The 25,804-nt window shown below is 67.0% G+C and carries 24 protein-coding genes; 6 read left to right on the top strand and 18 right to left on the bottom strand.

The genetic code is table 11. The features are described 5' to 3' along the window. Positions 1-8: 8 nt before the first annotated feature. From ACFTS5_RS08615 to ACFTS5_RS08605, 3 genes are read right to left on the bottom strand one after another with little or no spacing between them, the layout of a single operon-like run. Positions 9-1,673 (bottom strand): GMC oxidoreductase, encoded by a 1,665-nt coding sequence (locus tag ACFTS5_RS08615; RefSeq protein ID WP_378628951.1) that lies wholly within the window; start codon positions 1,671-1,673, stop codon positions 9-11. Further along, entirely contained in the window at positions 1,670-3,118 is a 1,449-nt protein-coding gene (locus tag ACFTS5_RS08610; RefSeq protein WP_378628949.1) for a flavin-containing monooxygenase, read from the bottom strand. The genes ACFTS5_RS08615 and ACFTS5_RS08610 overlap by 4 nt, the downstream gene beginning before the upstream one ends. Beyond that, a complete protein-coding gene (locus ACFTS5_RS08605; RefSeq protein ID WP_378628947.1) occupies positions 3,115-3,909 on the bottom strand; it encodes an alpha/beta fold hydrolase in 795 nt (264 codons plus the stop codon). Before ACFTS5_RS08605 ends, ACFTS5_RS08610 begins: the two co-directional genes overlap by 4 nt. Positions 3,910-4,048: 139 nt before the next feature. Here ACFTS5_RS08605 and ACFTS5_RS08600 point away from each other — a divergent pair, with 139 nt between their 5' ends. Continuing rightward, on the top strand, positions 4,049-4,708 hold the full coding sequence (locus tag ACFTS5_RS08600) for a TetR/AcrR family transcriptional regulator (protein ID WP_378628944.1): 660 nt from the start codon (positions 4,049-4,051) through the stop codon (positions 4,706-4,708). 40 nt (positions 4,709-4,748) lie between these two features. Here the strand turns inward: ACFTS5_RS08600 and ACFTS5_RS08595 are convergent, their stop codons facing one another. From ACFTS5_RS08595 to ACFTS5_RS08585, 3 genes are read right to left on the bottom strand one after another with little or no spacing between them, the layout of a single operon-like run. Continuing rightward, the gene (locus tag ACFTS5_RS08595; RefSeq protein ID WP_378628943.1) at positions 4,749-5,375 is read right to left on the bottom strand and encodes a TetR/AcrR family transcriptional regulator; all 627 of its coding nucleotides are present in this window, start codon (positions 5,373-5,375) and stop codon (positions 4,749-4,751) included. 25 nt (positions 5,376-5,400) lie between these two features. After that, positions 5,401-6,489: an NAD(P)-dependent alcohol dehydrogenase gene (locus tag ACFTS5_RS08590; RefSeq protein ID WP_378628940.1), complete on the bottom strand. Its 1,089-nt coding sequence runs from the start codon at positions 6,487-6,489 to the stop codon at positions 5,401-5,403. Then, positions 6,489-6,959: a DUF4334 domain-containing protein gene (locus ACFTS5_RS08585; RefSeq protein WP_378628939.1), complete on the bottom strand. Its 471-nt coding sequence runs from the start codon at positions 6,957-6,959 to the stop codon at positions 6,489-6,491. Before ACFTS5_RS08585 ends, ACFTS5_RS08590 begins: the two co-directional genes overlap by 1 nt. A 92-nt stretch (positions 6,960-7,051) precedes the next feature. On the opposite strand from ACFTS5_RS08585, the gene ACFTS5_RS08580 reads away from it, so the two are divergent. Together ACFTS5_RS08580 and ACFTS5_RS08575 are read left to right on the top strand one after the other, a co-directional pair. After that, positions 7,052-7,609 carry a TetR family transcriptional regulator gene (locus tag ACFTS5_RS08580; protein ID WP_378628936.1) on the top strand — a complete coding sequence of 186 codons (558 nt, stop codon included), beginning with the start codon at positions 7,052-7,054 and terminating at the stop codon, positions 7,607-7,609. Between the two features lie 311 nt (positions 7,610-7,920). Beyond that, the gene (locus ACFTS5_RS08575) at positions 7,921-8,529 is read left to right on the top strand and encodes a GDSL-type esterase/lipase family protein (RefSeq protein ID WP_378628933.1); all 609 of its coding nucleotides are present in this window, start codon (positions 7,921-7,923) and stop codon (positions 8,527-8,529) included. A 3-nt stretch (positions 8,530-8,532) separates the two neighbouring features. Here the strand turns inward: ACFTS5_RS08575 and car are convergent, their stop codons facing one another. Together car and ACFTS5_RS08565 are read right to left on the bottom strand one after the other, a co-directional pair. Next, on the bottom strand, positions 8,533-11,988 hold the full coding sequence (gene car / locus ACFTS5_RS08570) for a carboxylic acid reductase (protein WP_378628930.1): 3,456 nt from the start codon (positions 11,986-11,988) through the stop codon (positions 8,533-8,535). Then, positions 11,985-13,484 (bottom strand): carboxylesterase/lipase family protein, encoded by a 1,500-nt coding sequence (locus tag ACFTS5_RS08565; protein WP_378628927.1) that lies wholly within the window; start codon positions 13,482-13,484, stop codon positions 11,985-11,987. Before ACFTS5_RS08565 ends, car begins: the two co-directional genes overlap by 4 nt. Before the next feature lie 95 nt (positions 13,485-13,579). On the opposite strand from ACFTS5_RS08565, the gene ACFTS5_RS08560 reads away from it, so the two are divergent. From ACFTS5_RS08560 to cydB, 3 genes are all read left to right on the top strand, one after another. After that, a complete protein-coding gene (locus ACFTS5_RS08560) occupies positions 13,580-14,323 on the top strand; it encodes a uracil-DNA glycosylase (RefSeq protein WP_378628925.1) in 744 nt (247 codons plus the stop codon). Between the two features lie 162 nt (positions 14,324-14,485). After that, positions 14,486-15,979, top strand: a complete 1,494-nt coding sequence (locus ACFTS5_RS08555; protein WP_378629993.1) for a cytochrome ubiquinol oxidase subunit I — start codon at positions 14,486-14,488, stop codon at positions 15,977-15,979. A 9-nt stretch (positions 15,980-15,988) separates the two neighbouring features. Beyond that, the gene (cydB, locus tag ACFTS5_RS08550) at positions 15,989-17,011 is read left to right on the top strand and encodes a cytochrome d ubiquinol oxidase subunit II (protein ID WP_378628922.1); all 1,023 of its coding nucleotides are present in this window, start codon (positions 15,989-15,991) and stop codon (positions 17,009-17,011) included. Here the strand turns inward: cydB and ACFTS5_RS08545 are convergent. From ACFTS5_RS08545 to ACFTS5_RS08500, 10 genes are all read right to left on the bottom strand, one after another. Further along, a complete protein-coding gene (locus tag ACFTS5_RS08545) occupies positions 16,939-17,697 on the bottom strand; it encodes a DUF998 domain-containing protein (protein WP_378628919.1) in 759 nt (252 codons plus the stop codon). The two genes, cydB and ACFTS5_RS08545, sit on opposite strands and share 73 nt — an antisense overlap. 54 nt (positions 17,698-17,751) lie before the next feature. Beyond that, positions 17,752-18,609, bottom strand: coding sequence for a helix-turn-helix domain-containing protein (locus tag ACFTS5_RS08540; RefSeq protein WP_378628916.1), 858 nt, complete (start codon positions 18,607-18,609; stop codon positions 17,752-17,754). 71 nt (positions 18,610-18,680) lie between these two features. Next, on the bottom strand, positions 18,681-19,406 hold the full coding sequence (locus tag ACFTS5_RS08535) for a GNAT family N-acetyltransferase (RefSeq protein WP_378628913.1): 726 nt from the start codon (positions 19,404-19,406) through the stop codon (positions 18,681-18,683). Between the two features lie 69 nt (positions 19,407-19,475). Beyond that, positions 19,476-20,447 carry a glycine betaine ABC transporter substrate-binding protein gene (locus ACFTS5_RS08530; RefSeq protein ID WP_378628910.1) on the bottom strand — a complete coding sequence of 324 codons (972 nt, stop codon included), beginning with the start codon at positions 20,445-20,447 and terminating at the stop codon, positions 19,476-19,478. Beyond that, positions 20,444-21,181 carry an ABC transporter permease gene (locus ACFTS5_RS08525; protein ID WP_378628907.1) on the bottom strand — a complete coding sequence of 246 codons (738 nt, stop codon included), beginning with the start codon at positions 21,179-21,181 and terminating at the stop codon, positions 20,444-20,446. Before ACFTS5_RS08525 ends, ACFTS5_RS08530 begins: the two co-directional genes overlap by 4 nt. Then, positions 21,178-22,458: an ATP-binding cassette domain-containing protein gene (locus tag ACFTS5_RS08520; RefSeq protein WP_378628904.1), complete on the bottom strand. Its 1,281-nt coding sequence runs from the start codon at positions 22,456-22,458 to the stop codon at positions 21,178-21,180. Before ACFTS5_RS08520 ends, ACFTS5_RS08525 begins: the two co-directional genes overlap by 4 nt. Beyond that, complete coding sequence (locus ACFTS5_RS08515; RefSeq protein WP_378628901.1) at positions 22,458-23,099, bottom strand: ABC transporter permease; 642 nt, start codon at positions 23,097-23,099, stop codon at positions 22,458-22,460. Before ACFTS5_RS08515 ends, ACFTS5_RS08520 begins: the two co-directional genes overlap by 1 nt. A gap of 133 nt (positions 23,100-23,232) precedes the next feature. Continuing rightward, complete coding sequence (locus ACFTS5_RS08510; protein WP_378628899.1) at positions 23,233-24,165, bottom strand: TauD/TfdA dioxygenase family protein; 933 nt, start codon at positions 24,163-24,165, stop codon at positions 23,233-23,235. A gap of 109 nt (positions 24,166-24,274) precedes the next feature. Continuing rightward, positions 24,275-24,820 carry a hypothetical protein gene (locus tag ACFTS5_RS08505; RefSeq protein WP_378628896.1) on the bottom strand — a complete coding sequence of 182 codons (546 nt, stop codon included), beginning with the start codon at positions 24,818-24,820 and terminating at the stop codon, positions 24,275-24,277. A gap of 152 nt (positions 24,821-24,972) precedes the next feature. Continuing rightward, positions 24,973-25,731, bottom strand: coding sequence for a spermidine synthase (locus ACFTS5_RS08500; RefSeq protein ID WP_378628893.1), 759 nt, complete (start codon positions 25,729-25,731; stop codon positions 24,973-24,975). Positions 25,732-25,804 lie beyond the last annotated feature (73 nt).

The raw sequence follows: 25,804 nt of genomic DNA, 5'->3' as shown, positions 1-25,804 counted from the left end.
CTCTCGACTCAGGCGGGCAGTCGCAGCGCACCGGGCGCGGAAGCGGGCACAGCGGGCTGTTCCGGGGCCACCGGACTGATCCGCTGGTAGGCGGCACCGAGATCCGGACGCGGATCCGGCTCACCCTTGTTCGGCCAGAATGCCATCGCACGCTCGGCCTGCGCGGTGATGGTCAGCGACGGGTTGACCCCGAGATTGGCGGTGATCGCGCTGCCGTCGGCGATGTGCAGCCCGGGATAGCCATAGACCCGCTGATACGGGTCGATCACGCCGGTCTCGCGGGAGTCGCCGATGGTGCAGCCACCGATGTAGTGCGCGGTCGCGGGGATATTGAAGATATCGGTGGCGATATTGCCGGTGATGCCGTCGGACTCGGCGGCGTATCGGCGGGCGATGTCGTGCGCCATCGGAATCCACTCCGGGTTCGGCTCCCCGCTGCCCTGCTTGGTCACCAACCGCTTGCCCTTCAGGTAGGAGGTCAGCGAATTGTCCAGCGACTGCATCACCAGCAGGATCACCGACCGCTCCGACGCACCGTGCGCATTCTGCGAGCGCAGGAACTGCACCGGATGCAACACCATCGACAGCAACAACCGCAGGAACCGGAACGCGCCACCATCGATCATCGGCACGGTCTGCAAGAACAGCGCGTTCTGCCCCTTGCCGTAGGTGCACACCTCCACATGCGTCTGCGGTTCCGGGTGAATGGAGGACGTGATCGCCACGCCCTGGGCGAAATCACGCCGGGACTTACTGGTGACCCCGATGATCGCCTCGGAATTGCTGCGGGTCAGCTCGCCGACCCGCGAGGACAACTCCGGCAGCGTGCCGTCGCTACGCAACTTGTGCAGCAACTTCTGGGTGCCCAGTGCCGCCGCCGCGAACACCACCTGCTGGGCGGTGAACGTGCGACGCTGCTTGCGCACCCAACCGTTGGACTGCACCGTCTCGACGCGATAGCCGCCCGCACCGTCGGGCGCCACCGACGTCACCGTGGTCAACGGATGCACCTGCGCGCCGTTGCTCTCGGCCAGGTGCAGGTAATTGAGCGTGGTGGTGTTCTTGGCATTGTGCTTGCAACCGGTGAAGCACTCCGAGCAGTGGATACAGCCCGCCCGGCGCGGACCCGCGCCACCGAAGTACGGGTCCTCGACCTCGACACCTTCAGAACCCTCGTTGAAGAACACGCCCACATGGGTGCGATGGAAGGTATCGGCGACCTTCAGATCCCGCGCCACCTGCAACAGCACGTCGTCCTTCGGCCCGACCCGCGGATTCTCCACCACGCCCAGCATCCGCGAGGCCTGGTCGTAGTACGGCGCGAGCTCGGACTTCCAGTCGGTGATGTGCGCCCACGCGCGATCGCGATAGAACTCCGGCAGCGGTTCGTAGAGCGTGTTGCCGTAGATCAGCGACCCGCCGCCCACGCCCGAACCGCTGAAGACCAAGCATTTGCCCAGCGCGCTGATTCGCTGCGGCCCCGTCAGGCCGAGGCGCGGCGCCCAGATGGCCTTGGGAATGTTCCAGTTCGTCTTCGGAAAGTCCTCGGCATTCCAGCGTCTGCCGGATTCCAGAACTCCCACCCGGTAACCCTTCTCGGTCAGCCGCAGCGCTGTGACGCTGCCACCGAAACCGGAACCGACGACGATCACGTCGTAGTCGTAGTCACTCATCGCGACACCACCTCATAGTCGGCGGGATCGAACCGCGCCTGCTTCTTGTATTGGATTCCCAGTAGTGGCCAGTTGGTCGTGATCCGGCCGTCGGCCTGGCGGTACCACGACGAGCAGCGACTCCACACGCTGCCGCCGAGCTGCGCCTGGATCCGCTCGTCATAAGCCTGCTCCACGTCCGGACGCACCGTCAGTGCGCGACCGGACGCCGCGAGATGGGCGACATAGTCGCCGAGGTACTTCGCCTGCGCCTCGAGGAAGTAGATGATCGAGCCGCCACCGGTGTTGGTGTTGGGCCCGTACATGATGAACAGGTTCGGAAACCGCGGCACGGTCATGCCGTAGTAGGCGTGTGCACCGCTGTCCCACTCCTGCGTCAGCTCCCGGCCCTGCGCGCCCGTGATCGTCATCGGCGCCAGGAACTCGGTGCTGGTGAAACCGGTCCCCCAGATGATCACATCCACCTCGTGATCCCGCCCGTCCGCGGTGCGCACACCCGAGGACGTGATCTCGGCGATCCGCTCGGTGGTCACCTCCACATTCGGTTCGGTCAGCGCCGGAAGATAGTTGTCGGAGAACAGAATTCGCTTACACCCGACCGGATAGTCCGGCCACACCTTCTCGAACAGCCCCGGCTTGGCCTTGGTCTGCCTGCGCATGTGCCACTTCGACACAGCCTTGATCGCGGCGGACAGCGGCTTGGAGTACACCCAGGCGACGCTGAGCCCTTCGACGACGCCGTACCAGGTGCCACGTTCGGCGAGCTCGGTCACCGGCAGCTTCTCGAACACCCGATGATGGCGCGTCGAGAACTCGCGATCGGGGCGCGGGATGATGTAGGGCGCGGTCCGCTGGAACAGCGTCAGTTTCTCGGCCTGCCGCTGGACCTCGGGAACGAACTGGATCGCACTCGCCCCGGTACCGATCACGGCGACGCGCTTACCCGTCAGATCCACCTCGTGATCCCACTCGGCGGAATGGAAACTGGCGCCTGCGAAGCTGTCGCGCCCCGCGATCGCGGGCACCGAGGGCCGCGACAGCTGGCCCACCGCCGACACCAGCACATCGACCACCACGGTGTCCCCGCCGCCGAGCCGGACCGTCCACTTCCCGGTCGCGTCGTCGAACGCCGCGCCGAGCACTTCGGTGCCGAACCGGATATGGCGGCGCACATCGTATTTCTCGGCGACGTGCCTGATGTAGTCGAGGATCGCCGGCTGCCGCGAGAATCGGTGCGGCCACCGTGGATTCGGCTCGAAGGAGTACGAGTAGAACGGGGAGGGCACATCGCAGGCCGCACCGGGGTAGGTGTTCTCTCGCCAGACGCCGCCGACATCGTCGGCCTTCTCGAACACGACGATGTCGTCGAAGCCGCGCTTCTTCAGTGCGATGACAGCCGCCAGGCCACCGAACCCGCTACCGATCACTGCGATGGACGGGGTCATGAGGTCCCTTCGAGAACGAGGCGAGCACAGGTTTCGGGGTCGTCGCTGAACGGGAGGTGCCCGCAGCCGGGAAGGTCGACGTGCTGCGCGAACGGCAACACCGTCCGCGCGCGGGCGCTCTGGGTGCGGTGCACGAGCACGATGTCGCGGGTGCCCCACGCGATCGTCACCGGAATCTCGCCCAGCGAGCCACGGTCGTCGCCGGGGTCGAGCACATAGTTGCCGAAGTCGTCGCGAGCGGCGGCGAAGGAGGTGGCCCCCGCCAGCCCGGCCAGATCGGTGCGGGCGGCATCGGGATCGACACGCACCGGGCGGCCGAACATGGACGAGAGCAGGACCACGCGGCCGGCGGGGTGCTCGACCAGCCGGTCCAGTGCCGGTCCGGCAACCCGAGCGGCGCCACGCATGCTGGTGAGCAGGCCCTGCGTCCATCGCCGTCCGAGCGGCCCGTAGAAGCCGACCGGGGAGAACGCGGTGACCCCGGATGCCACTCCGGCCCGGCCCAGCTCGAGGGCGATCCCGCCGCCCATCGAACTCCCGACCACGTGCGGGCGTTGAATCTCGTTGTCCGCCAACCATTGTGCGAGCCAGGTGGCATAGCCACGCGGCCCCGGTCGCACAGTGTCCAGCGCGGGTGAGTCACCGAAGCCCGGGAGGTCGATCGCGATGACCTCGTGCTGCTCGGCGAGCAGATCGATGATCGGTGCGAAAACCTGCCAGCGGCTGCCGAGACCGTGCACCAGCACGATCGGCGTACCACTGCCCCGGCGGAGGTGGGAGATCTGCGTCATCGCAGCCCTTCGTCCAATAAACAGTTACTGCGTACGGTTTCTTGATTGCACCAGCTCCATCGGCCGTCGTCAAGAGGTGACGGCCGACACTTTTCACTCAATCTACCGAATCTTGTCGGCAGCACGTACGATTTCTCAGGTGACCGTGCAACCTCCACGCCGCACCCAGGCCGAACGTCGGGCATCCACCCGCGCCAGAATCCTGGCCTGCACCGCCGAATGCCTGCTCGAACGCGGCTACGCGGCAACCACCGTCAGCGCGGTCCAGGAACGCGCCGGACTCGCCCGCGGCACCGTGCAGCACCACTTCCCCACCAGAGCCGAACTGCTCATCGCCGCCACCACCCAGGTCGTCGACACCCGGCTCGACAAATTCCGGCGCGAAGCCGAACTCCTCGCGCCCGGCCGCGACCGCCTGCAATCCGTCGTCGACCTCGCCTGGCGCGACCTCAACAGCCCCGCCTTCTTCACCGCACTCGACCTGTGGGTCGCCGCACGCACCGACACCGAACTCCGCGACCAGCTCGTCATCGAGGAACGTCGCGTATTCACCGAAATGCGCAGGCTCTACCTGGAAGTGCTCGGCGAACCGTATGCCACGGATCCGCGCGCCGAAGTCCTCGTCGAATTCACCATCGACCTGCTCACCGGGCTCTCGATGACCGCCATGCTCACCGGCACACTCGGCGAACGCGAGGCGGTACTGCGCCGATGGAAGCGCGCGCTCGCCGTACTCATCGGACAGCTACCCAGCGAGGAACTGCTCGACGGAAGTCCACTGCCGGCAGCGTTGAACTGACCGCCCTCGACGTCGCTCCCCATCGAGGGCGCGACGGGCCCTAGTCCCCCGTCGTCTCGACCCCGGACAACCCGTTCCAGCACAGCGAGACAACGGTATCGACCGCATCGCCCTTCGGAATCGGGCGACCCGTGTCCAGCCACTGGCGCGCCGCGAGGTGGCTGGCCCCGACCACGCCGAACGCACACGCATAGGCCCGGACATCGTCCATCCCCGCCGCGCGCAGCTCAGCGCTCACCAGCACCGCGCACTCGCCCATGGCATTGCGCACCCGCCACCGCACACACGGCTCGCTCGGCACCGGCGACTCGAAGACCAACGTGTGCCCGCCGGCGTCCTCGTCGACGAAGTCGAAATAGGCCAGCACCGCGCGACGCACCTTGTCCTCTTGACCGTTCGCGTCGGCCAGCGCATCGCGAATGCCGTCGACCATCCGGTCCAGATACCCCTGCAACACCGACAGATACAGATCGAGCTTGCTCGCGTAGTGCGTGTACAGCACCGGCTTGCTCATCCCGGCCCGAATGCCGATGTCATCCATGCTCGCACCGTGATACCCGTGAGCCACGAAGACCGCACGCGCGGCGTTGAGCACCATGAGCCGACGCTGGGTGCGGGCAGTTTCGGCGCTCTCGTCGGTCTGGATGTCATTGAACAGAAGTGTCATGGCGCGTCCGTGGATTCGAGGGTGTTCACCATGTGAGCACCGGCTTGACCACAGTGCCCGCACGCTGATCGGCCAGTGCGGCGCCGACCTCGGCATGCGGATACCGGGCGGTGAGTCGCTCGGCCGGGAAACGACCAGCCGCGTACAGATCGAGCAGATGGGGAATGAAGGTGGCGGGCACGCTGTCTCCTTCGAGGCAGCCGCGAATCGCCTTGCCGTGCAGCACGAGATCACCGACATCGATCGGCGGCGTACCCCGACCCAGACCCACGGCCACCACCGTCGCCCCCACCGCGAGCGCGGCGACGGCATCGGCGAGCACGGTGGCGATGCCGGTCGTGTCGAGCGCATGCGTCGCACCGCCCTCGGTGAGCTCACGGATGCGCGCTGCCGTCGGCCCGTCGGCAGGATCCAGCGCGGCGTCAGCTCCCAGTTCGACGGCCAGTTCCCGCCGCGCAGCCGATGTCTCGACGACGACCACGCGCACATCGGGAACTGTCCGGGCTGCGAGTAGGCCCGCCATCCCGACCGCGCCCGCCCCGTACACCGCAACCCACGAACCCGGCTCCGGCGCCAAAGCGTTGAGCACCGCACCCGCACCGGTCTGGAATCCGCAGCCGAACGGCGCCGCCACCGTGAGGTCGATCGCGGGGTCGACCACGATCGTGTTGTCCTCGGTGCTCAGCGCGTAACCGGCGAAACTCGACTGACCGAAGAATCCGCCGAGAATCGGGGACCCGTCGACCAGCGCCCGGGGCGTGGCGTGCGCGCGTCGCCCGAACTGGTTGAGCGCGGTCGCCCGGTGGCAGTACGCAGGCCGACCGGCCGCACAGTTGCGACAGGTACCGCAGTGCCGAAAGGTCAGCACGACATGATCAGCGGGCCGGACCGTACGCACATCGGACCCGACCGCCGCGACGACACCCGCGCCCTCGTGGCCCAGCAGGATCGGCCGATCCGCGGCGCCCGCGCGACGGCTCACCAGGTCGGTGTGGCAGATACCGGCAGCGACGATCCGCACCAGGATCTCGCCCGCGCGCGGCTCGTCGACTTCGATCGGCTCGATCGAGAAGTCCGCGCCCGGATCGCGCGACAGCACCCCAGTCGTGCGCATCAAGAGACCCGTTCCAGCAGGAAGTAGAAGTATTCGCCGCGCGCGAGAACCAGTTCGGGACGCCCGTTCATGATGCCCATCAGGGTGGTGTCGTCGAGCCACTTGAAGTGGTCGAACACCGCGCGACCGTCGTAGACCATGGTCGCGGTGACCTCACCGCGGAACTCGATGTTCCACAGGGTCGCTTCACCCTGTCCCAGTTCGACATTGGAGAACAGGCTGCCGTCCTCGGCCCGGCAGATCAGCGGCTTCGCGTCGTCGAGAGCGTGGAAGTTCTTTCCGTACCAGCGACTCGCGGGCAGTGCGCGGCACAGCGGGTGACCGGTCTGAAACGCGTCACCGCGCCATTCGCCGAGGATGTCCTCAGCGCGCGCCGGGCGTAGCCGGGTCCACAGCTGATCCAGCTCGGCGGTCGTCACACCGTCCGACTGCTCCTTGAGCTGCTGCCACCGTGGTTTGTCCGCGCTCATCAAGCCCTCGTCTCACAGAGTTCAGAACCGTTCGGTTCACAGTGGACCATAGTTCCGAACCAGATGGTTCGGCAAGGGGTAGGATTCGGCGCATGCGTGCGGCAGGTCAGGCAACCAGGGAGCGAATACTCACCGCGGCGAAAGCGGAGTTCGCCGAATTCGGCATCGCCGGCGCTCGGATCAACCGCATCGCGGACGCCGCGCACGCCAGCAAGGACCGGCTCTACGCCTACTTCCCCGGCAAGAACGAGCTCTACGCGGCCGTCACCGAACGCTGGACCACCGAAACCAGCAGCGAGGCCGCCATGTCCGCCGACGACCTACCGGCCTATGCCGGCCGCCTGTTCGACCACTTCGTCGCCCACCCCGACAACGCCCGCCTACAAGCCTGGGCCGAACTCGAACCGTCCGGCGACATCCCGCAAGCTCTGCGCCGCACCATCGACGCGAAGATCACCGAGCTCCGCCGCGGTCAACACGAAGGCCTCGTCACCACCGATATCCCCGCCCCGATCATGCTCCGCATGCTCACCGATCTGACCCGCACCTCAGCCACCCATGCGAGAACGGGATCCACCGACGACGGTCGCCTGGCGGCGCAGCGCGCGGCGGTGGTGGCGGCCGTGGCGCGAATGGTCGCCCCGCCGTAGCAACCGGCATGCTCCCCCACTACGGCAAGCTCTGACCCCCCTCCCCTCCTTGTGCTTTTGAAGGGTGTTGAGGTCGACGAAGTCGAGCACGGCCGGATGATGGATTGACATAGTTAGATGCGCATATCGCAATATCGCGATTAAATATCTAGGAGGGAGAACCTTCACCGACGATCGTCGGTAGCTCCACCCATGGCCGCCGTGATCGTCACCGGGTTTCAAATACCCTCTGCCCCTTGGCTTGTGCACTCCCCCGCCGCCGATCAGGCCGATCCCCGAAACCCACTCCCCCACCTCGTACAGTTGCCCGAATGAATGAGGATCTGCGCATCTGCTTCATCGGCGACTCCTTCGTCCAGGGAATCGGCGATCCGGAGTACCGCGGCTGGGTCGGCCGCGTACTCACCGCGAGCGGCCCCGGTATCACCGCGTTCAACCTCGGCATCCGGCGCAATACCTCCGCTGATGTCCTGCGCCACTGCTGGGGAGAGGTCGAGCCGCGCGTCCTGCCCGGCACCGACAATCGTCTGGTGATCTCGTTCGGCAGCAACGACGCGGTCGTGGAGAACGGCGACGTCCGGGTGGACAGGGCACAATGCCTCGACAACCTCGCGACCCTGCTGACCGAAAGCAGGGAACGTGCGATCCATCCGCTGGTAGTCGGCCCACCACCTGTCATCGACGGCGGCGCGGAGCACCTGCGGCGCACCGCGGAGCTCGCCGACGACATGGCGGAGCTGTGCGAATCACGCAAGGTGCCCTTCGTCGCCACCACAAGGCACTTGGCCGACGACCCCGTCTGGACTCGCGAAGCCATGGCGGGCGACGGTGCCCACCCCGGCAGCGGCGGCTACCAGCGCCTGGCCGAGCTCGTCCTCGACAGCCGCTGGCAGTCCTGGATCGCCCGGCCCACCCTGTGAGGACTACTCCAGCAGGCCGAGGCCGGTCAGGTCGCGGACATATTTGGCGATGAGATCCGCCGGTAGGTGCGGGATGTCGTTGTCGGGACCGATCTGTGCGGCGCGAACGGCGGCGTGGAATCCGTCGGCGGGGAGAGCTGAGCCGGGCAGTGGACGACCGGGTCGGCGATAGGCGTCGAGCAGCGGGAGCAGGGTGTGTTTGCGCTGCGGTTCGGGGAGGGCCCGCAAGGCTGTTTCGAAGCGGGCGAACCACTCGTCGTAGCTGTCGATGCGATCGATGTGGCAGCCCGCGTCGATCAGCCAGTCGACGAAGACGTCGAGGGAGATGCCGTCGTCGTGCGGGTTCAGGACGTCGTAGGTGCGGTAACCGCTCGTAGCGGCGGCGCCGAGTGCGGTGACGGCCGTGGCGACGAAGTCGGCCGGTAGCCCGTCGTAATGGGCACGCTGTCGTTGCCCGGCGGAATCGGTGCGGTAGAACGACTTCGGTGCGAGACCGGTGACGAGCACGCTCAGCAAGAGCCGGGTGAAGACGTCGGGCACATTGAGCTGCCCACGAAAGTGACTGTGCGCCAGGATCATGTCCGAGCGGAACACCGCGACGGGCAACCCGAACCGCTCAGCCGCCTCCCGCAGCAGCACCTCACCCGCCCACTTGCTGTTGCCGTAGCCGTTGGCATAGGAATCGTCCAGCCGGCGGACCGGGCTCATGGTTCGCACGTCACCGTCTTCGACGAAGGACTCCCCCTGCGCCGCGACGGCCACTGTCGACAGGTAGCTCACCGGCTTGCGCGTCGTTGTCAGCGCCAGCCGGATGATCTCGGCGGTGCCCACCACGTTCGGGCCGAACAGAGCCGCGTACGGGAGCACATGGTTCACCAGTGCCGCGGAGTGCACGATCAGATCGACCTCGGCGGCCAGCCGGTCCCATGTCGGCTGTGGCAGACCGAGATTCGGTTCGCCGATGTCGCCGGGCAGCACTTCCAGCGTGTCCTTCGCGAGGAGCTGGAAATGGGTGTCGAGGTCGCTGTCGCTGGCGAACGCCGCGTCGAGGCGCTCGCGAGCGGCGATCGCATCGCCGCCGCGGACCACGCAGATCACCTTGCCGCCCCGAGGAGCGAGCCGTTCCAGCCAGGTCAGGAGGAGGAACCGGCCGAGGTAGCCGTTGGCGCCGGTGATCAACACCGTCCGCGCGAGTGCTGCGGCAGGCACCTGCGCTACGTCGGCGACATCCAAGAACTTCTCGAGTGTCAGATCCGCGGCACGAATCTCGGTCGCATCGGTACCGTGTATCGCGTCGGAATCGGTTCTGTGCGTGCCCGGTTCGCGTTCATGGCGCACGTAGTCGGCGATGCGCGCCAGGTCGCTGTCCGGTCCGAGCAGCACATTCACCGGCACATCCACCGCGAGCAGTTCCCGCAGCAGAGACGAATACGACAGTGCTGCCAGCGAATCGCCGCCGAGATCACCGAATCGCGCGTCGGGTCGCAGATCTGCCGGGTCGCCGCCGAGCACCGCGCTGGCGGCACGCACGACGGTCTCGTACACCGGTAGGCCGGGCGCATCGCGACGCAACCGCTGCAGTTCGTCCTCCTGACCCCGCGCGAGGTCCGCGTAAAGCTGCTCGAGACGCTCGCCGTACCGCTGTTTCAGCTTCGGGCGCAACAGTTTCCCGACTCCGGACAAGGTCCCGCCGGTGGTCGTGAACGGTTCGGTCTCGATGATGAAGTCGCGCGGAATCTCGTACGGCTCGAGCCCCGCCGACACGGCGGCGCGGTGCAGCGACGAACTCACCGCGGCGCGCAACCCGCCGGCAGGTCCCGCGAGGGCGGCCTCGGTGGGCACCACGACCGCCAGCAGATAGGACCGTTCGCTGCTGCCGTACACATAGATCTGGCGCACCAGATCGGCGCCCGCGAACACCGCTTCCAGCCGCGATACCGTCACGAACTCGCCCTGGGACAGCTTGAGGACATTGTTGCGGCGGTCGACGTAAGCCAGCCGGTCCGGTGCCAGCTCCGCGACCACGTCGCCGGTGCGGCAGAAGCCGTCGGCGTCGAAGACCTCGGCGGTCACCTCCGGGCGGCGGTAGTACCCGGCGATCATCGTGGTGGTCTTGAGCAGCAATTCCCCGCGCGGATACGGCTTGTCGGTACCGAAATAGCCGAGTTCGGGCACGTCGACGAGTTTGTAGTCCAGCACCGGCGGGCGCATCACCTTCGTATCGAAGATCACCCCGCCGCCGGTCTCGGTGGAGCCGTACCCGTCGTGGAGGCGCAATTGCAGCACCGATTCGACGAAAGTACGCAGCTCGGGGGCGATCGGCGCGCTGCCGCACAGCACCGACATCAGTCGGCCACCCAGGAACTGTTCACGCAGTTCGGTTTTCACCGCATCGGTCGCCGCCTCGCCACGTTCGGCGACCTCATGACGGAAACGCTGCATGATCATGTCGCACACCCGCGGCACCAGGAAGATCTCGGTAGGCCGCACGAGCGTGATGTCGGTGAACAACGTCGACAGGTCCGGCGCCGCCGCGAAGAACGCGGTGCCGCCACGGGCGAGCACGCCGTTGAGGGTGAGGCGGGCCGCGATATGGCTCATCGGCAGGAAGTTGACATTGATCGCGGCCAGCGGCCGCGCGGGCTGCCAGCCGACCGCGACCAAACGCTGGGTGTACATCGCGCCCTTGGGCGTACCGGTGCTGCCCGAGGTGTAGATCAGCAGGGCGAGGGGATCGTCGCCGTCGGCGGGCACGCTCAGCGGCGCCGCATCGGCGAGCCGACCCTGTTCGACGATGTCGGCGAGCGTGCTGGGCACCAGGGCCGATCCCCCGGCACGCAGCCGGGCACGGGCCGCGTCGAGCGCGTCGCGGTGATCGTCGTCGTCGGCGTGATGGTCGAACACGATCAGCGAACGTGGTGTCGCGCCGGCGAGTATCGCATCGATGGCGGTGTCCAGGTGGGCGGTATCGACCGCGAACACCGTCGGCTCGGTCTCGTCGAGGATCGAACACAACTGTTCGAGGCCCGCGCCGGCCTGTAACGGCACCGCGACCCCGCCGACGTGGATCGTCGCGAGATCGAGCACGGTGTAGTCGGCGCTGGTGAACCCGAGCACCGCGATGAAATCCCCCGCGACGACGCCGTCACTGTGCCAGGCTGCGGCGAGCGCGCGGGTGCGCTCCCACACCTGCCCGTAGGTCAGTACATCGAACTCCGGCAACAGCTTTCGAGTCATCCGTCCGCCCGACTCGACCAGTTCGGTCCGGCGCGTGCCGAGCGCCGGGCGCTCGGCGTAGGCGGTCATGACGGTCTCGACGATGCGCGCCGGCGCGAGCCCGGGGGTCGTCACGATGGCGTGTACGTCCTCGGCGGGACGCGCCGCACGGATCTGCCCGTCTTCGGCGTAGAGCGCCCTGATGCGATCGGCCAGCTGCTCCGCGGCGAGCTCGACGGTCATGCTTCGCACTTCCGGATGCCTTGCCACGCTTCGCGTCGCGCGGACTCGGGGTCGACCAGCACGCGCGGTGGATGGTCGATGATGGAGGTCGTCCGGCGTTCGGCGGTGTAGGGGCTCCAGGGCGGCAGCGGACGGCCGGTGCGGGCGAAGCTGAGCCAGTTGTCCTGGATATGGTCTTGGACCGCCAGGAACGCCCGCCTGCCGCCTGCCGCTGTCATCGCGCGGCCGACCGGTCCGTCGACCCAGCCGAAAACCGGGACGAGATCGAGCGCGTGGGTGGCGCCGAAACCTGCCAGGTGCAGTGCGCGCGGGGCGTAGTCGTACCGGTAGGCGTAGGTGGGGGCATAGCGGCTGTGGCCTTCGAGAACGGCCAGCGTCGGGCGCAGGAACAGGTGGTCCCCGCCGATGCGCACCGCGGTCCGCGCGGCCGGATAGCCGGGGTATCGGCTGGTCACCGCCTGTTCGGCGCCGGGTTCGTAGCGTCCGAAGATGGCCGTCAGCTGCTCAGGGGTGTGCGGCACCGCCTTGGCGAAGCGCTGGAACAGCGTCGCCTCGTCGCGGTTGGTGCCGATGATCAACGGCACCGGATGCGCCCGGCCCGCCGCGATCGCGTCCAAGGGCGTTTCCGGCAGGAAATCGCCGTCCGCGACCGGCGCGTAGGGAAAACTGCCCGGATTCTCGCGCAGCGCCCGGCCCAGCGCACGGTCACCCGCCCGGCACAGCTCCTTCGCTGACACGGTGTTCAGCACGGTCGCGGCGTCGGCGGGGGCGGCGCCGAGCCGGTCCAGGCAACGGCGGGCGAAGCGGCGCGCCTCGTCCGGAGTCGAGGTCCAGTCCGCCGGGGCGCTCTGCGCGATCGCCCGATGGAACAGGCCGCGGGCGGCGGGGGTCGCCAGCAGGCTGACCACCGCGTGCGCACCCGCCGATTCACCGAAGATGGTGACGTTGTCCGGGTCACCGCCGAACGCGGCGATATTGCGGCGCACCCATTCGAGTGCCGCGACCTGATCGCGCAATCCGAGGTTCGACTCGAAAGGTCTGTCCGGTGTGGAGAATTCGCTGAAATCGACATACCCGAGCGCACCGAGGCGATAGTTCACCGACACCACGATCACGTCGCCCCGCGCGGCCAGCCGTGCGCCGGAATACATGCTCGACGTGCCGATCAGGTAGCCGCCACCGTGGAAGAACACCATGACCGGGCGCGGTGTCGACGAGGGCGTCACCGGTGCGGTCACATTGAGCGTCAGGCAGTCCTCCCCGGTGGGTTGCCAGGTTCGCGGCCCCACGCGGGCACCGTTGGGGTTCTGCACCGCGGCGAAGCCGAACTCGGTCGCCGATCGCACCCCCGTCCACGGTCGAACGGGCTGGGGAGCACGCAACCGCAGCGCTCCGATGGGTGGGGCCGCGTAGGGCAGGGCACGCCAGCGGGCGATTCGGCGACCCGCACGACCGCGCACGACTCCGTCGGCGCTCACGATCTCGGTGGACAACATCTCCCGAATGTACCTGGTACCGACGGTACCGCGCATATGGTTCCGTCGGCGAACTGTCTCGAAACCGCATCAGGGCCGCCGACTAGACTGTGCCGATGACCGGCGTGGATCCGGAAGCAGCCCCGAGCGCGGCAGCCCACACCCCCGATATCGCCGCGCTCGACCGCCTGGTTTCCACCTGTCGCGCCTGCCCCAGGCTCGTCGCCTGGCGCGAGGAGGTCGCCGTCGTCAAACGCGCGGCCTTCCGCCACGAACAGTATTGGGGTCGGCCGGTGCCGGGCTTCGGTCCCGCCGACGCGCGAATTCTCGTAGTCGGCCTCGCGCCCGCCGCCCACGGCGGCAACCGGACCGGGCGCATGTTCACCGGCGACCCGAGCGGCAACGTCCTGTTCGGCGCACTGCACGCGGTCGGTCTGGCCACCGGCGCGCACCCGATCAGCCGCGACGACGGCATCGAACTGCTCGATACCCGGCTCACCGCACCGGTGCACTGCGCCCCGCCGGAGAACAAACCGACGCCCGAAGAGCGGCAGCGCTGCGCGCCTTTCCTCAGCCGGGAATTGGAGCTGCTGCGCCCGACGCTGCGGGTGATCGTCGTTCTCGGCACCTTCGGCTGGCAGGCTCTCTTTACCGTCCTGCTGACAGGGGGCTGGAATGTGCCACGCCCACGTCCCCGTTTCACCCACGGCGCACAAGTGGTCATCACCCATCCCGACGGCCGATCGGTCACCGTGCTCGGCAGTTACCACGTGAGTCAGCGCAATACCGCTACCGGTCGGGTGACTCCCGCGATGATCGAGCACGTCCTGCTGCACGCGAAGAAGATCGCCGAGTCCTGACCGGAATTCGCGACCTGGTCACCTAGGATCGAACAGCGCTCCCGGAAATCCTGCGGGCGAAAGACATTCGCTACGTCTAATTGGTAGTCATCCATTCCCCTCGACACCGTTCGGCACCAGTTCACTGCGATGGCAGGAGATCCGACGATGAGTTCGCTGGCAATGAGCACACTGGATGTCTCCAGATGGCAGTTCGGTATCACCACGGTCTACCACTTCATCTTCGTCCCGCTCACCATCGGACTGGCACCGCTCGTCGCGGGAATGCAAACGGCGTGGGTGATCACCGGAAAAGAACACTGGTACCGGCTCACCAAGTTCTTCGGAAAGCTGTTCCTGATCAACTTCGCCATCGGTGTCGCCACCGGAATCGTGCAGGAGTTCCAATTCGGGATGAACTGGAGTGAGTACTCCCGATTCGTCGGCGACGTCTTCGGTGCACCCCTGGCATTCGAGGCGCTGGTCGCCTTCTTCCTGGAGTCGACATTCCTCGGACTGTGGATATTCGGCTGGACTCGCCTGCCCAAACTCGTTCACCTCGCGACGATCTGGATCGTCGCGTTCGGTGTCAACGCGTCGGCCTACTTCATCGTCGCCGCCAACTCGTTCATGCAGCACCCGGTCGGCGCGAAATACAATCCCGAGACCGGACGCGCCGAGCTGGACAGCATCTGGGCGCTGCTCACCAACAACACCACCCTCGCGGCGTTTCCGCATGTGGTCGCCGGCGCGTTCTTGACCGCGGCGACCTTCGTCGCCGGCATCGCGGGCTGGTTCATGGTGCGCAACGTACGCAGTGGTGATGCCACGAAACTCGACGAAGCCGAGACCATGTGGCGACCGGTGGCGCGGGCGGGCATGTGGGTCATCGCCGCGTCGATCGTCGTAGTGGGTCTCACCGGCGATATCCAGGGCAAGATCATGTTCGATCAGCAGCCGATGAAGATGGCGTCGGCGGAATCGCTGTGCCACACCGAGACCGATCCGAAGTTCTCGATCCTCACCGTCGGCACGCACAACAACTGCGACAGCGTCACGCATCTGCTGGAGGTTCCCTACGTCCTGCCGTTCCTGGCCGAGGGCAAGTTCACCGGCGTCACCTTGCAGGGCGTGGAGGATCTGCAGAAGTCCTACGTCGAGGACTACGGGCCCGGCAACTACCGGCCCAACCTCTTCGTCACCTACTGGGGCTTCCGCGGCATGATCGGCCTTCTGGCCGGACCGGCGCTCTTGCTGCTCGCCGGGCTCTGGATGACCCGCGGTGGTCGAGTTCCCGGCAAGCGCTGGTTCTCCTGGCTGTGTCTGATCGCCATCCCGACCCCGTTCCTGGCCAACAGCGCGGGCTGGGTCTTCACCGAGATGGGACGTCAGCCGTGGGTGGTGGTGCCGAACCTGACCGGCGACACGACCATTCGCATGACGGTGGCGCAAGGAGTCTCCGATCACGCACCGGGGACGGTCATCTTCTCCCTCGCTGTCTTCACGCTGCTCTACGGCGCGCTGGCGGTGGTCTGGTACTACCTGATGCATCGCTACACCGTGGTCGGGCCCGAACCAGGGCCGACGGCTTCCGATGACGAGTTCGGTCCCGATGACGACGGCGGTGGCGGCAGGCACCGCGCCGAACCCGTCGAGCCGCTGTCCTTCGCGTACTAGGAGACGACGATGAGTCTGCAGCAATTCTGGTTCGTGCTGGTCGCCGTGCTGTTCACCGGCTACTTCATCCTCGAGGGCTTCGACTTCGGTGTCGGCATGCTGATGCCGATCCTCGGTAAGGGTTCCGATGTGCGCAGGCGCGTCGTGCTCAACACCATCGGCCCGGTGTGGGACGGCAACGAAGTCTGGCTGATCACCGCGGGCGGTGCGATGTTCGCGGCGTTTCCCGAGTGGTACGCGAGCTTGTTCTCCGGGTTCTATCTGGCCCTGCTGTTGTTGCTGGTCGCGTTGATCCTGCGAATCTGCGCGATCGAGTGGCGAGCGAAGATCAACTCGCCGAAGTGGCGGGCCTGGTGCGACATCGGCATCGGCATCGGCTCGTGGATTCCGGCACTGGCGTGGGGCTGGGTGTTCGCCAACCTCGTGCGCGGGGTACCGCTGAACGAGAAGCGACAGGTCGTCGGCTCGGTGTGGGATCTGCTCAGCCCCTACGCGCTGCTCGGCGCGGCGACCACGGCCATCCTGTTCGCCCTGCACGGCGCGATCTTCCTCGCGCTCAAGACCGGTGGTGAAGTCCGCGACGATGCCCGCGTCTGCGTGCGGATCCTGTTCGTGCCCACGGTGGTGATCGTCGGCGGGTTCGGGCTGTGGACTCAGCTCGCCTACGGCTCCGGCTGGACCTGGGCCGCGCTCGGCGCGGCCGTGCTCGGCCTGGTCGTCGCCGGTGGGGCCACCGGCGCGGCCCGTGACGGCTGGGCGTTCCTCGGCACCACCGTCACGATCGCCGCGGCCACCATCCTGCTGGTCGGCTCGCTCTACCCGAACGTGATGCCCTCGACGATCGACCCCGCGTTCGATTTGAACATCCACAACGCCTCCTCCAGCCACTACACCCTCCAGGTGATGAGCTGGGCAGCGGTCCTGTGCACCCCGGTGGTCCTGATCTACCAGGGCTGGACCTACTGGGTCTTCCGTAAACGACTCACCGTCGAACAGATTCCCGAACCGACCGGGCTGCCGCTCTCGAAATAGGCTTTCCTGCCGAGTAGGCGGATCGCCAGCAGGACAACCCACAGGCCGCCGGCAATGATCCCCACCCGTTCGATGAGCCCTGCCGGTCCCCCGTCGACCAATTTCGCAGTGCAGGCGAAGGCGACGTAGGTGGTGGCGACCAGCAGGCCGGTGGCCACCGAATACCGGGACCAGCCGCGACTTCCGGGCAACTGATCGTGCCGTGCCAGCACGAAGCAAGCCACGGTCAGCGACGTGAACTGAACGAGACCGAGAAGAGTGTGCACAGCGCCGTGCACGGTCAACGCTTCCGACGCTCCCGCGGGGTACCCCAGCGACGGGTCGGGAAGGATGGGCCCGATGGCGAAGAAGGTGAAGCCGTAGATGCCGAGCAGGACCGGACCCCAGGTGGAACCGCGTCCGGTACGCAGAAGCCGCCTCGTCCCGATCGCAAAGGCGAGCAGGAGTGTTCCGGTGACGATGTAGTTCGTGATCTGCATCCACCCACCGGGCCCCAGTTCGAGGTTGCTGTCGGGGACCACCCAGGCGTTGTAGTCAGGGCGAACGGCCCCGAGGACGAGCATGACGACAATGTTGATGAGCGGAGCGATGACACCGCAGGCCAGCAGCGGTCTCGTTGCCACGGACTGCTCACCGGTACGTCGTGCTGAGGTGTGGGGATCGGCAGGGCCGAGCGTATCGGTCACGGCAGGTGTCCTCTCGTCGATCGGGGTGAGGGAACACCACTATCGACCGATCGCTCACCCCGGGGATTGGAAGAATGTTCCCCACGCCCGGTACCGATCCCGGGCGATGACAGGAAGATTGTCCGCGTGCAGCGTCCCCGGGGTGCGATCGGCGAAGATCGCCACATCCCGGCACAGATGAGCCTGATCGGTGTACCCGCAGACCGCGGCGACGTCGGCGGCCGGCCTGCCCGCCAGCAAAGCGGTGGCCGCGCACCGGAATCGGACCAGCATCGCCGCGCGCTTGGGTGTCAGACCGATCTGGGATTCGAACCTCGCCCACAGCCGTTTACGGCTCCACCCCAGCGAATCGGCGAGCTCGCTGACCTTCACCCGGCCACCGGAGGCGAGGAGGCGATGCCAGGCAGCGATCACCTCCGGGTCCGGCGTGAGCATCGGCCTGTCACGCTGTGCCAGAAACGATGCCGTCAGTGCGAACCGGTCCTCCCAGGTCCCCGCCTCCGCGAGTTGCTCCCGCAGTCGCCGAACCCCGGGTCCCCACAGCTCCTCCAGCGGGACAACGCCCCGGCCCAGATCGGTGGCGGCGATACCCAACAGCGAATACGCCCGGATCGGCGACAAGCGAATCTCTACGCACTCGGCTTGTCCGCTACGAATGCGCGCGGCAGCCAAGGGAAGTCCGACGACGAAACCCCCCAGCGCCTGCCGTCCATCCGCGTCGTCGACAAGCAGTTCCCGCCCCCCGAACTCGATCACCACAGCGACCGCCGTCGTCGCGGCAACCCGCAAGTCCAACCCGGCGCCACCCACATCGCGGTATCCGATCATCGCGGCACCCGATGCCGCGGCAGCGGACGGACCCGCAAAATCCCAGCCCAGAGCGGGCTCGCACCCGACCTCCGCAACTCCCACTGATCCAGGCTACGCACACGCGAACCCCTCGTGGCGCTACGCGTATCAGCGCAGCGGTAGCCGACCGCGTTTCAGCGCAGGGGTGCCGCGGACGAGTTCACGGGACGCCCGAGGTCGCGAAGGCGGCCGGCAAGACGCGCTCTGACGTCCGGCCAGTCTTCCACCGTGATCGAGAACAGCACGGAGTCGCGAATGGTGCCGTCGGCACGCCGGGTGTAGCGGCGCAGTGTGCCTTCGTAGCGGGCGCCGAGGCGCGCGATGGCCTGTTGCGAACGGTGATTGCGAACATCGGTTTTGAGCTCGACGCGACCGGCACCCAGCGTGTCGAACGCATAGCCGAGGAGCAGCAGCTTGGCCTCCGGGTTCACCCCGCTCGCCCACACACCCGGGGCGAAGAGGGTGGCGCCGATCTCCAACCGGGCATCCCGCGCTCGGGTTTCGAGATAGGAGGTCATCCCGACGATCGCACCGACCGGGTAGCCCGCGACGGCCTGGCGCGTTCGGACGATCCACAGATAGTTCTCCGGCGTCGCGTGCCACGACCGCAGGAACGCTTCGAGTTCCTGTCGATCACGCGGACGAAACGGAATGTGGGCCCACACGACATCGTGATCGAGCACCGCGAACAACTCGGCTGCATCGGCTGCCGGATCGACCGGGTTCAACCGCACTGTCCCACCGGCGAGTTCGGCAGACGGGGAAACCGGCCACTTCAGCTCCGGCCACACCTCATCGGTCGGCCGCGGGTCCGGCACCGGATCGAAGCGTTTCACGTCGGCTAGACCATCCTGAGGCACAGCCGGATCATAGACCGGCGCCGATCACCTTCCCCGGCGCCGGATCGCCCGCGACAGCCCGCTACTCCGCTAAGCGATCAGGTTCGCGCTTTTCAGCCAGTCGTAAGCGACGTCGGAGGGGTCTTCTCCGTCGATGTCCACGCGGCCGTTGAGTTCTCGCATCAGGTCGTCGGTGAGCAGTTCGGAGATCGTGCCGAGGAGTTCGCGCAGTTCGGGGTTGGCGTCGAGGACGGGGCCCCGGACGACCGCGGTCCCGCTGTAGGGCAGGAAGAACTTCTTGTCGTCGTCCAGGACGAGCAGGTTCAGGTTCTTGACCCGGCCGTCGGTGGTGTAGACCATGCCGAAGTGGCAGGGCGAGTCTTTGGCGGTCGCGGTATAGACGACGCCGGCGTCCATGCGGGTGACATTGCCCGCAGGCACACCGTTGGGATCGTTGTAGGGGATGCCGTATTTCTGCAGCATCGGAATGAAACCATCCGAGCGACTGAAGAATTCGTCATCGACACAGAAGGTTCGTTCGGCGACCGGCAGCGCGGCCACGTCCGAGAGCGACTTCACGCCGAGTCGCTGCGCGGTCGGTGTCGACGCACCGAACGCGTAGGTGTCGTTGAAGTTCGACGGGGGCAGCCATTCCAGGTTGTAGTCACGCTTTTCGACGTCGTGGACGCGCTGCCACAGCTCCTGCGGGTCCACGATCGTCTCGGTCTCGTTGTGGTAGTTGACCCAGCCGGTGCCGGTGTATTCCCACAGCACGTCGGCGTCGCCGTTGAGCTGCGCCTGCCGCGACGACGCCGATCCCGGCGCGCCGGTCAGATCGGTGACCGAGGCACCCGCCGCGGCCAGGTAGGTCGCAGTGATCTTGCCCAGCAGCACGCCCTCGGTGAAGCTCTTCGAGGTGACGACCAGTTTCGCGCCGTCGAGGGGCCGTTCGCCGCCGGGCAGACCGGCGTCGTGGAAGGTGCCCGACGAGCTCACCAGCCCACACCCGACGAGCAACGACAGCGTCGCGACCAGTGCGGAGATCAACGGGACTCGCCTCATGAGACACCTCGTGGGGTCGCGGCCAGTTCGACGAGTCGGCCGAGCCAATCGATGGTCAACGCCAGCAACCCGACGAGCACGGCACCGGAGATGAGCAGCTTGGGCAGGAACAGGGTGACACCGGTCGTGATCAGCGTGCCCAGGCTGGTCGCACCGATGAAGGTACTCAGCGTCGCGGTGCCGACCAGGATGACCAGCGCGGTGCGCACGCCGTTGAGGATCACCGGCACGGCCAGCGGCAACTCGACCTGAACCAGCGTCCGCCCGGCCGAGAAGCCGATACCGCGGGCGGCCTCGATGGTGCGGTGATCCACCTGCCGCAGCCCGACGATCGTGTTCTGCAGGATCGGCAGGATCGCGTAGACGACGAGACCGACGACCGCCGTGCGGAATCCGGTGCCGAGCCAGAAGGTGAACAGCACGAGCAGTCCGACGGCGGGCGCCGCCTGACCGATATTGGCGATGTTGACGGCGACCGGCTCGAGCCGCTGCAATGCCGGCCTGGTCAAGGCGATGCCGAGGGGAATCGCGACCACTACGACGATCAGCGTGGCGACCACCGTGAGCCGGATGTGCTCGAGGATCGTCGTCTGCAGGTTGGCCCAGCCGAGCGAGGCCTGTTCGGTGGCGGTGAACGTCGACGACCGATACCAGAGCACGTATCCGATGCCGATCACCACGATGATGAGCGGTTCGAACCACACATCGATCGGGACCCGGCGCAGTCGGTTCATGCCGGTCCGGCCGATCCGGGTTCGTCGTCGGCGGCGACGACAGGGGTGGGTGTGGGATCGGAACCGTCGACGTAGGTTTCGTAGGACGGGTCCTCGACAGCGGCGTGCCCCTCGGCGAGCTTGGTCTGGATCACGTCGGTCACCGAGCCGATGTTCAGCGAGCCGACGACAGCGCCGCGACCGTCGGTGACCAGGGTGGCGCCCTGACTGGCGGCGAGCATGGCGTCGAGCGCGTCGTTGAGGGTCGAGGACTGCGCGACCACGGGCAGTCGGCGATCGAGGTAGTCCGAAACCTCCGGCTTGCTCGCCACTTCCGTCAGCGAGGGCCACGACCGCGGCCGCCCCGCGTCGTCCACGACCACCACCCAGGTGTGCCCCGCGGCTTTCGCCCGCCCGATCACGACCTGCGAGGATTCGCCGATCCTGGCGGTGGTCACCGGGTCGACCTCCACGTCGCGGACCCGAGACACCGTGAGATAGGCCAGTTTCGCGCCCGATCCGACGAACTCCTCGACGAACGGCGTCGCCGGGTCGGTGAGGATCTCCTCGGGTGTCGCGTACTGCTCGACGTGTCCGCCCTCGGACAGGATGAGCACCTTGTCACCGAGTTTGGTGGCTTCCTCGAAGTCGTGGGTGACGATCACGATGGTCTTGCCGAGTTCGTGCTGGATCGCGATCAGACTGTCCTGCAGGCGAACCCTGGTGATCGGGTCGACCGCGCCGAACGGTTCGTCCATCAGCAGCACCGGCGGGTCGGCCGCGAGCGCGCGGGCGACGCCGACACGCTGCTGCTGGCCGCCGGACATGTCCTTGGGGAGACGGTCGGCGAAGGTCGCGGGGTCGAGACCGACCAGATCCAGGAGGTATTCGGTGCGCTCGGCGATTCGCTTCTTGTCCCAGCCGAGCACCCGCGGGATCGCGCCGATGTTCTTGGCGACCGACCAGTGCGGGAACAGCCCACCGGACTGGATGACGTAGCCGATCGACTGCCGCAGCTTGTCGGGATCTTCGCGGGTCACGTCACGTCCGCCGATGAATATCCGGCCCTCGGTCGGCTCGATCAGCCGGTTGATCATCTTGAGCGTGGTGGTCTTACCGCAGCCCGACGGTCCGACGAAGGCGACGATATTGCCGGCGTCGATCTCGAGGTCCAGGCGTTCGACCGCGGGGGTGTCCTGGCCCTTGTACCGCTTGACGACCCCGTCCAAGGTGATGGCATCGCCGGTCACGTTGCGCTGGGGCGCGGTCGGCGCGGGCTGGCTGGTCACATCGGTCATCACAGTCCCTTGGCAATCGTGAGGCGTCCGAGCAGGACGAGGAGCGCGTCGAAGACCAACGCGATGGCAACGATGAGAATGGTTCCGGTGAGCGCCATTTCGAGCGCGTTGGCGCCGCCGAGGCGCGACAGACCGTTGAAGATCAACGAGCCGAGACCGGGCCCGAGGACGTAGGCCACGATCGCGGCGACACCGACGATCATCTGGGTCGAGACCCTGATCCCGGTGAGGATCACCGGCCAGGCGATCGGCAGCTCGACGGTGAGCAGGATCCGCCACCGCGAAAGTCCGATGCCACGCGCGGATTCCACGACCGTGGCCGGCACCGATCGCAGCCCGACGATCGCGTTACCGATCACCGGCAGGGCCGCGAAGAACGCCAGCATGATGAACGACGGCACCACACCGAGGCCGAACGGGACCAGCAGCAATGCCAGCAGCGCCAGCGAGGGGATCGTCAACGCGACCCGGCTCGAGGTGAGGGTCAACGCCGACGCCAGCGGCAACCGATACACCGCCACGGCGATGAGGATCGCGACGACGGTGCCGACCAGCACGGTCTGAAAGGCCAGCGACGCATGCTGATAGGTGAGGAAGGTCAGCACCTCGCCTCGGTCCTGGACATAGCTCCACAAATTCACGGCATTCCCATCGTCGGACTGGGCCTGTGGGTACCTGTTCGCGCGTGATCAACGGTCGAATGTGCCGTCGAAGAATAGTCGATACCGGGTGTTCGCCCGGGGACGCGCGCGAGGTGGTGGCGGTCGATGATGGTTATGCCGCACGCTCGAGCGGAGCGGTGTACGGCTCGGCGTCGCCGGCGATCACCGTGCTCGCGGTGCCGTCGATCCCGACGGGGACCGGCCCGCCCAGTGTGATGCGGGTGAGCCTGCGGTGCTCGCTGCCGTCGTAGTCGTCGATGGCGTAGTGCTGGGTGGCCCGGTTGTCCCAGATCGCAACGTCGCCCAGCGACCAGTTCCAGCGGGTGGTGTGCTCGAGGCGGGTGATCCGGTCCTGGAACAGCCGGAACAATGCCCGCGACTCGCTGCTCGACACCCCGACCAGCTCCTTGACGAAGCAGCCGAGCAGCAGGGCGCGCTCACCGGTCTCAGGGTGCACCTCCACCACGGGGTGCTCGGTCTCGAAATAGGTGGACTCGAACTCGCGACGGTAGTCGCGGTCGGTGTCGGCGGGTCGATCCTGGATCTCGGCGGCGTAGTCGTAGCGATTCGAATGCCGCGCGCGCAGGCTCTCGGCGAGTCGCTTGAGTGGCTCCGGCAGCGAGTTGTAGGCGGCCACGGTCGAAGCCCAGGTGGTCGAACCGCCGTAGCTGGGCAAGGCGACCGCACGCAGAATGGAGGCCCGCGGGACACGATCGACGAAGGTGACGTCGGTGTGCCAGATGTTGGACCGCGTCTGGTGCGAGTCGATAGCCAGGCTCTTCGCACCGGCGGAGGTGACCGTCGGGTGCGGGGTGGTCGGGTTGCCGAGCAACTGCGCGAACTCGTACTGCCCGTCCTCGGTCAGATGGTGCTGGCCCCGGAAGAAGATCACCTTGTGCTCGTTGAGCGCGGCGCGGATGGTGGCCACCGATCGCGCGTCCAGGTCACCGCCGAGCCGAATCCCGTCGACCTGAGCGCCGATGTGGGCGCCGAGCTTGACCACCCGCACCGCGCTCCCGGGTACAGCTGCGTCATGGACGGACATGCGGAGGCCTCTCAGTCGAACCTGGACGATCTCGTCACACGAAACCACCAGGAACGCGCCGCGACCATCATTGAATTCAGGCTGAGCGGAATGGCCGAATCGGCCGGTACTACGGTATGCGCAATTCCGCCGCGCTGTGCCCCTGGGATGTCCAAGTACTGAATCGCGATTCGGCCGCTTCCGCCGACGGCGCGCTGATCACCCGGGCGACCGCTTCCCAGGACGCCCCCGACGCGCGCACGAAGCGGACAGCTTCGACGAGCCGCCGCTGTGCCGACGCCGTGTCCTCGAACGCCAGCCGCACCGGAATCAGCGCCTGCATCTCGAGCTGGTGATAGTCCCATTCGGCCAGGACCAGGCGGGCGAGGTCGGCGTCGAGCCGTCCGGTGGAGCAATGCAGCACCCGCGCGGAGGGGGCGTGGTCGGCGGACAGCTCGGTGCGTAGCCAGGTTCGTCCGTGCCACCCGTCGCAGGAGCACAGTGCGCGCCACCCGATCACCTCCTCCGGTCGGCGCGGGTGGCTGTCTTCGGGGGCCAGCGGCCGGGCGTCGTTGGCGACCGTCGCGCGGGGGCTCGGGGCGTCACTGCGTCCGTACAACCCATCCGTGAAGATGTCGGCTACCCATCCGCGATGGTTTTCGAGCAAGCTGTTCATCCTGACTCCGATGTCGAATCCGAAAAGCTCGATCCCGAACCGGCCCGTCATGACGCGATCGCCGGAGGTTCGGTGTGTGGGACAACTACTCCCAGACACTTACGATCAACCTCAGCGACGCCGACGGCAATCACTTCGCCGCATTGTTGTTCCTAGTCACATAATGCCTGGTCGCGGTCTGTGCTCCGAGCGCGGTGAGACCTGGTGGCGAGGTAGATCGTCGCGCCGGAACGCCCGCGGGTCAGCGGGTTGTCGAACTGGATCGGCCGAGCCTCCACCTCGACGAAGGCCGATTCCAGAATTTCGCAGAACTCGTCATCTGGCGCGTCGTCGGACCACATCGCGAAGGTGCCGCCGTCGACCAGGTGTCGCGCGACCGCGCGCAGGCCCTCACGGGTGTAGAACTCGGCATTCGACCCGTGCAGGACATGGCGCGGTGAATGGTCGATATCGAGCAGCAGCGCGTCGTACACACGTCCCGGGCGTGCCGGATCGAATCCCACCGGCCCCGCCGCCGCGGCGAAGAAGTCCGCGCAGACGAGCTCGACCCGAGGGTCGGCAGCCAGCCCGGCGGTGTCGGGCAGCAGCTCACGTCGATGCCAATCGATGACGGCGTCGGAGTACTCGATCACCGTGAGCGCGTGAATTCGAGGGTCCAGCAATGCTTCTCGCGCGGTGTATCCCAAGCCGAGTCCACCGACGAGCACCTCCAGCCGGTCGCCGGGCGTGCGCCCCAATCCCAGCCGCGACAGCTCACGTTCGGCGACGGTGAACAAGCTCGACATCAGGTACTCGTCACCGAGCTTCACCTCGTAGACATCGGCCCGCACCGTCGGATCGAAGCGGCGACGCAGACTGATCTCGCCGATCGGGGTCTGCCGCCAGCTGAGTTCTTCGAAGCGTGCGCTCATCGCCGTCACGGTAGTCCCGTGGCGGCCACAACCCGGCCGGACGACGCGCACAGAACGTCGCCAGATTTGTGCT

It is taken from the genome of Nocardia sp. NPDC056952 (assembly GCF_042674185.1).
Taxonomy (GTDB): domain Bacteria; phylum Actinomycetota; class Actinomycetes; order Mycobacteriales; family Mycobacteriaceae; genus Nocardia.
Note: the sequence above shows the minus strand (reverse complement) of the source record. Positions and strands in the feature narration are given on the sequence as shown.

Excerpts from the sequence above, each read along its gene's own strand:
- ACFTS5_RS08530 (WP_378628910.1), bottom strand. The coding sequence starts at position 20,447 with ATGAGGCGAGTCCCGTTGATCTCCGCACTGGTCGCGACGCTGTCGTTG.
- ACFTS5_RS08560 (WP_378628925.1), top strand. The coding sequence starts at position 13,580 with ATGACCGGCGTGGATCCGGAAGCAGCCCCGAGCGCGGCAGCCCACACC.
- ACFTS5_RS08505 (WP_378628896.1), bottom strand. The coding sequence starts at position 24,820 with ATGAACAGCTTGCTCGAAAACCATCGCGGATGGGTAGCCGACATCTTC.
- ACFTS5_RS08520 (WP_378628904.1), bottom strand. The coding sequence starts at position 22,458 with ATGACCGATGTGACCAGCCAGCCCGCGCCGACCGCGCCCCAGCGCAAC.
- car (WP_378628930.1), bottom strand. The coding sequence starts at position 11,988 with ATGACCGTCGAGCTCGCCGCGGAGCAGCTGGCCGATCGCATCAGGGCG.
- ACFTS5_RS08510 (WP_378628899.1), bottom strand. The coding sequence starts at position 24,165 with ATGTCCGTCCATGACGCAGCTGTACCCGGGAGCGCGGTGCGGGTGGTC.
- ACFTS5_RS08555 (WP_378629993.1), top strand. The coding sequence starts at position 14,486 with ATGAGCACACTGGATGTCTCCAGATGGCAGTTCGGTATCACCACGGTC.
- ACFTS5_RS08580 (WP_378628936.1), top strand. The coding sequence starts at position 7,052 with ATGCGTGCGGCAGGTCAGGCAACCAGGGAGCGAATACTCACCGCGGCG.
- ACFTS5_RS08595 (WP_378628943.1), bottom strand. The coding sequence starts at position 5,375 with ATGACACTTCTGTTCAATGACATCCAGACCGACGAGAGCGCCGAAACT.
- ACFTS5_RS08585 (WP_378628939.1), bottom strand. The coding sequence starts at position 6,959 with ATGAGCGCGGACAAACCACGGTGGCAGCAGCTCAAGGAGCAGTCGGAC.
- ACFTS5_RS08525 (WP_378628907.1), bottom strand. The coding sequence starts at position 21,181 with ATGAACCGACTGCGCCGGGTCCCGATCGATGTGTGGTTCGAACCGCTC.
- ACFTS5_RS08575 (WP_378628933.1), top strand. The coding sequence starts at position 7,921 with ATGAATGAGGATCTGCGCATCTGCTTCATCGGCGACTCCTTCGTCCAG.
- cydB (WP_378628922.1), top strand. The coding sequence starts at position 15,989 with ATGAGTCTGCAGCAATTCTGGTTCGTGCTGGTCGCCGTGCTGTTCACC.
- ACFTS5_RS08565 (WP_378628927.1), bottom strand. The coding sequence starts at position 13,484 with ATGTTGTCCACCGAGATCGTGAGCGCCGACGGAGTCGTGCGCGGTCGT.
- ACFTS5_RS08615 (WP_378628951.1), bottom strand. The coding sequence starts at position 1,673 with ATGAGTGACTACGACTACGACGTGATCGTCGTCGGTTCCGGTTTCGGT.
- ACFTS5_RS08590 (WP_378628940.1), bottom strand. The coding sequence starts at position 6,489 with ATGCGCACGACTGGGGTGCTGTCGCGCGATCCGGGCGCGGACTTCTCG.
- ACFTS5_RS08605 (WP_378628947.1), bottom strand. The coding sequence starts at position 3,909 with ATGACGCAGATCTCCCACCTCCGCCGGGGCAGTGGTACGCCGATCGTG.
- ACFTS5_RS08610 (WP_378628949.1), bottom strand. The coding sequence starts at position 3,118 with ATGACCCCGTCCATCGCAGTGATCGGTAGCGGGTTCGGTGGCCTGGCG.
- ACFTS5_RS08500 (WP_378628893.1), bottom strand. The coding sequence starts at position 25,731 with ATGAGCGCACGCTTCGAAGAACTCAGCTGGCGGCAGACCCCGATCGGC.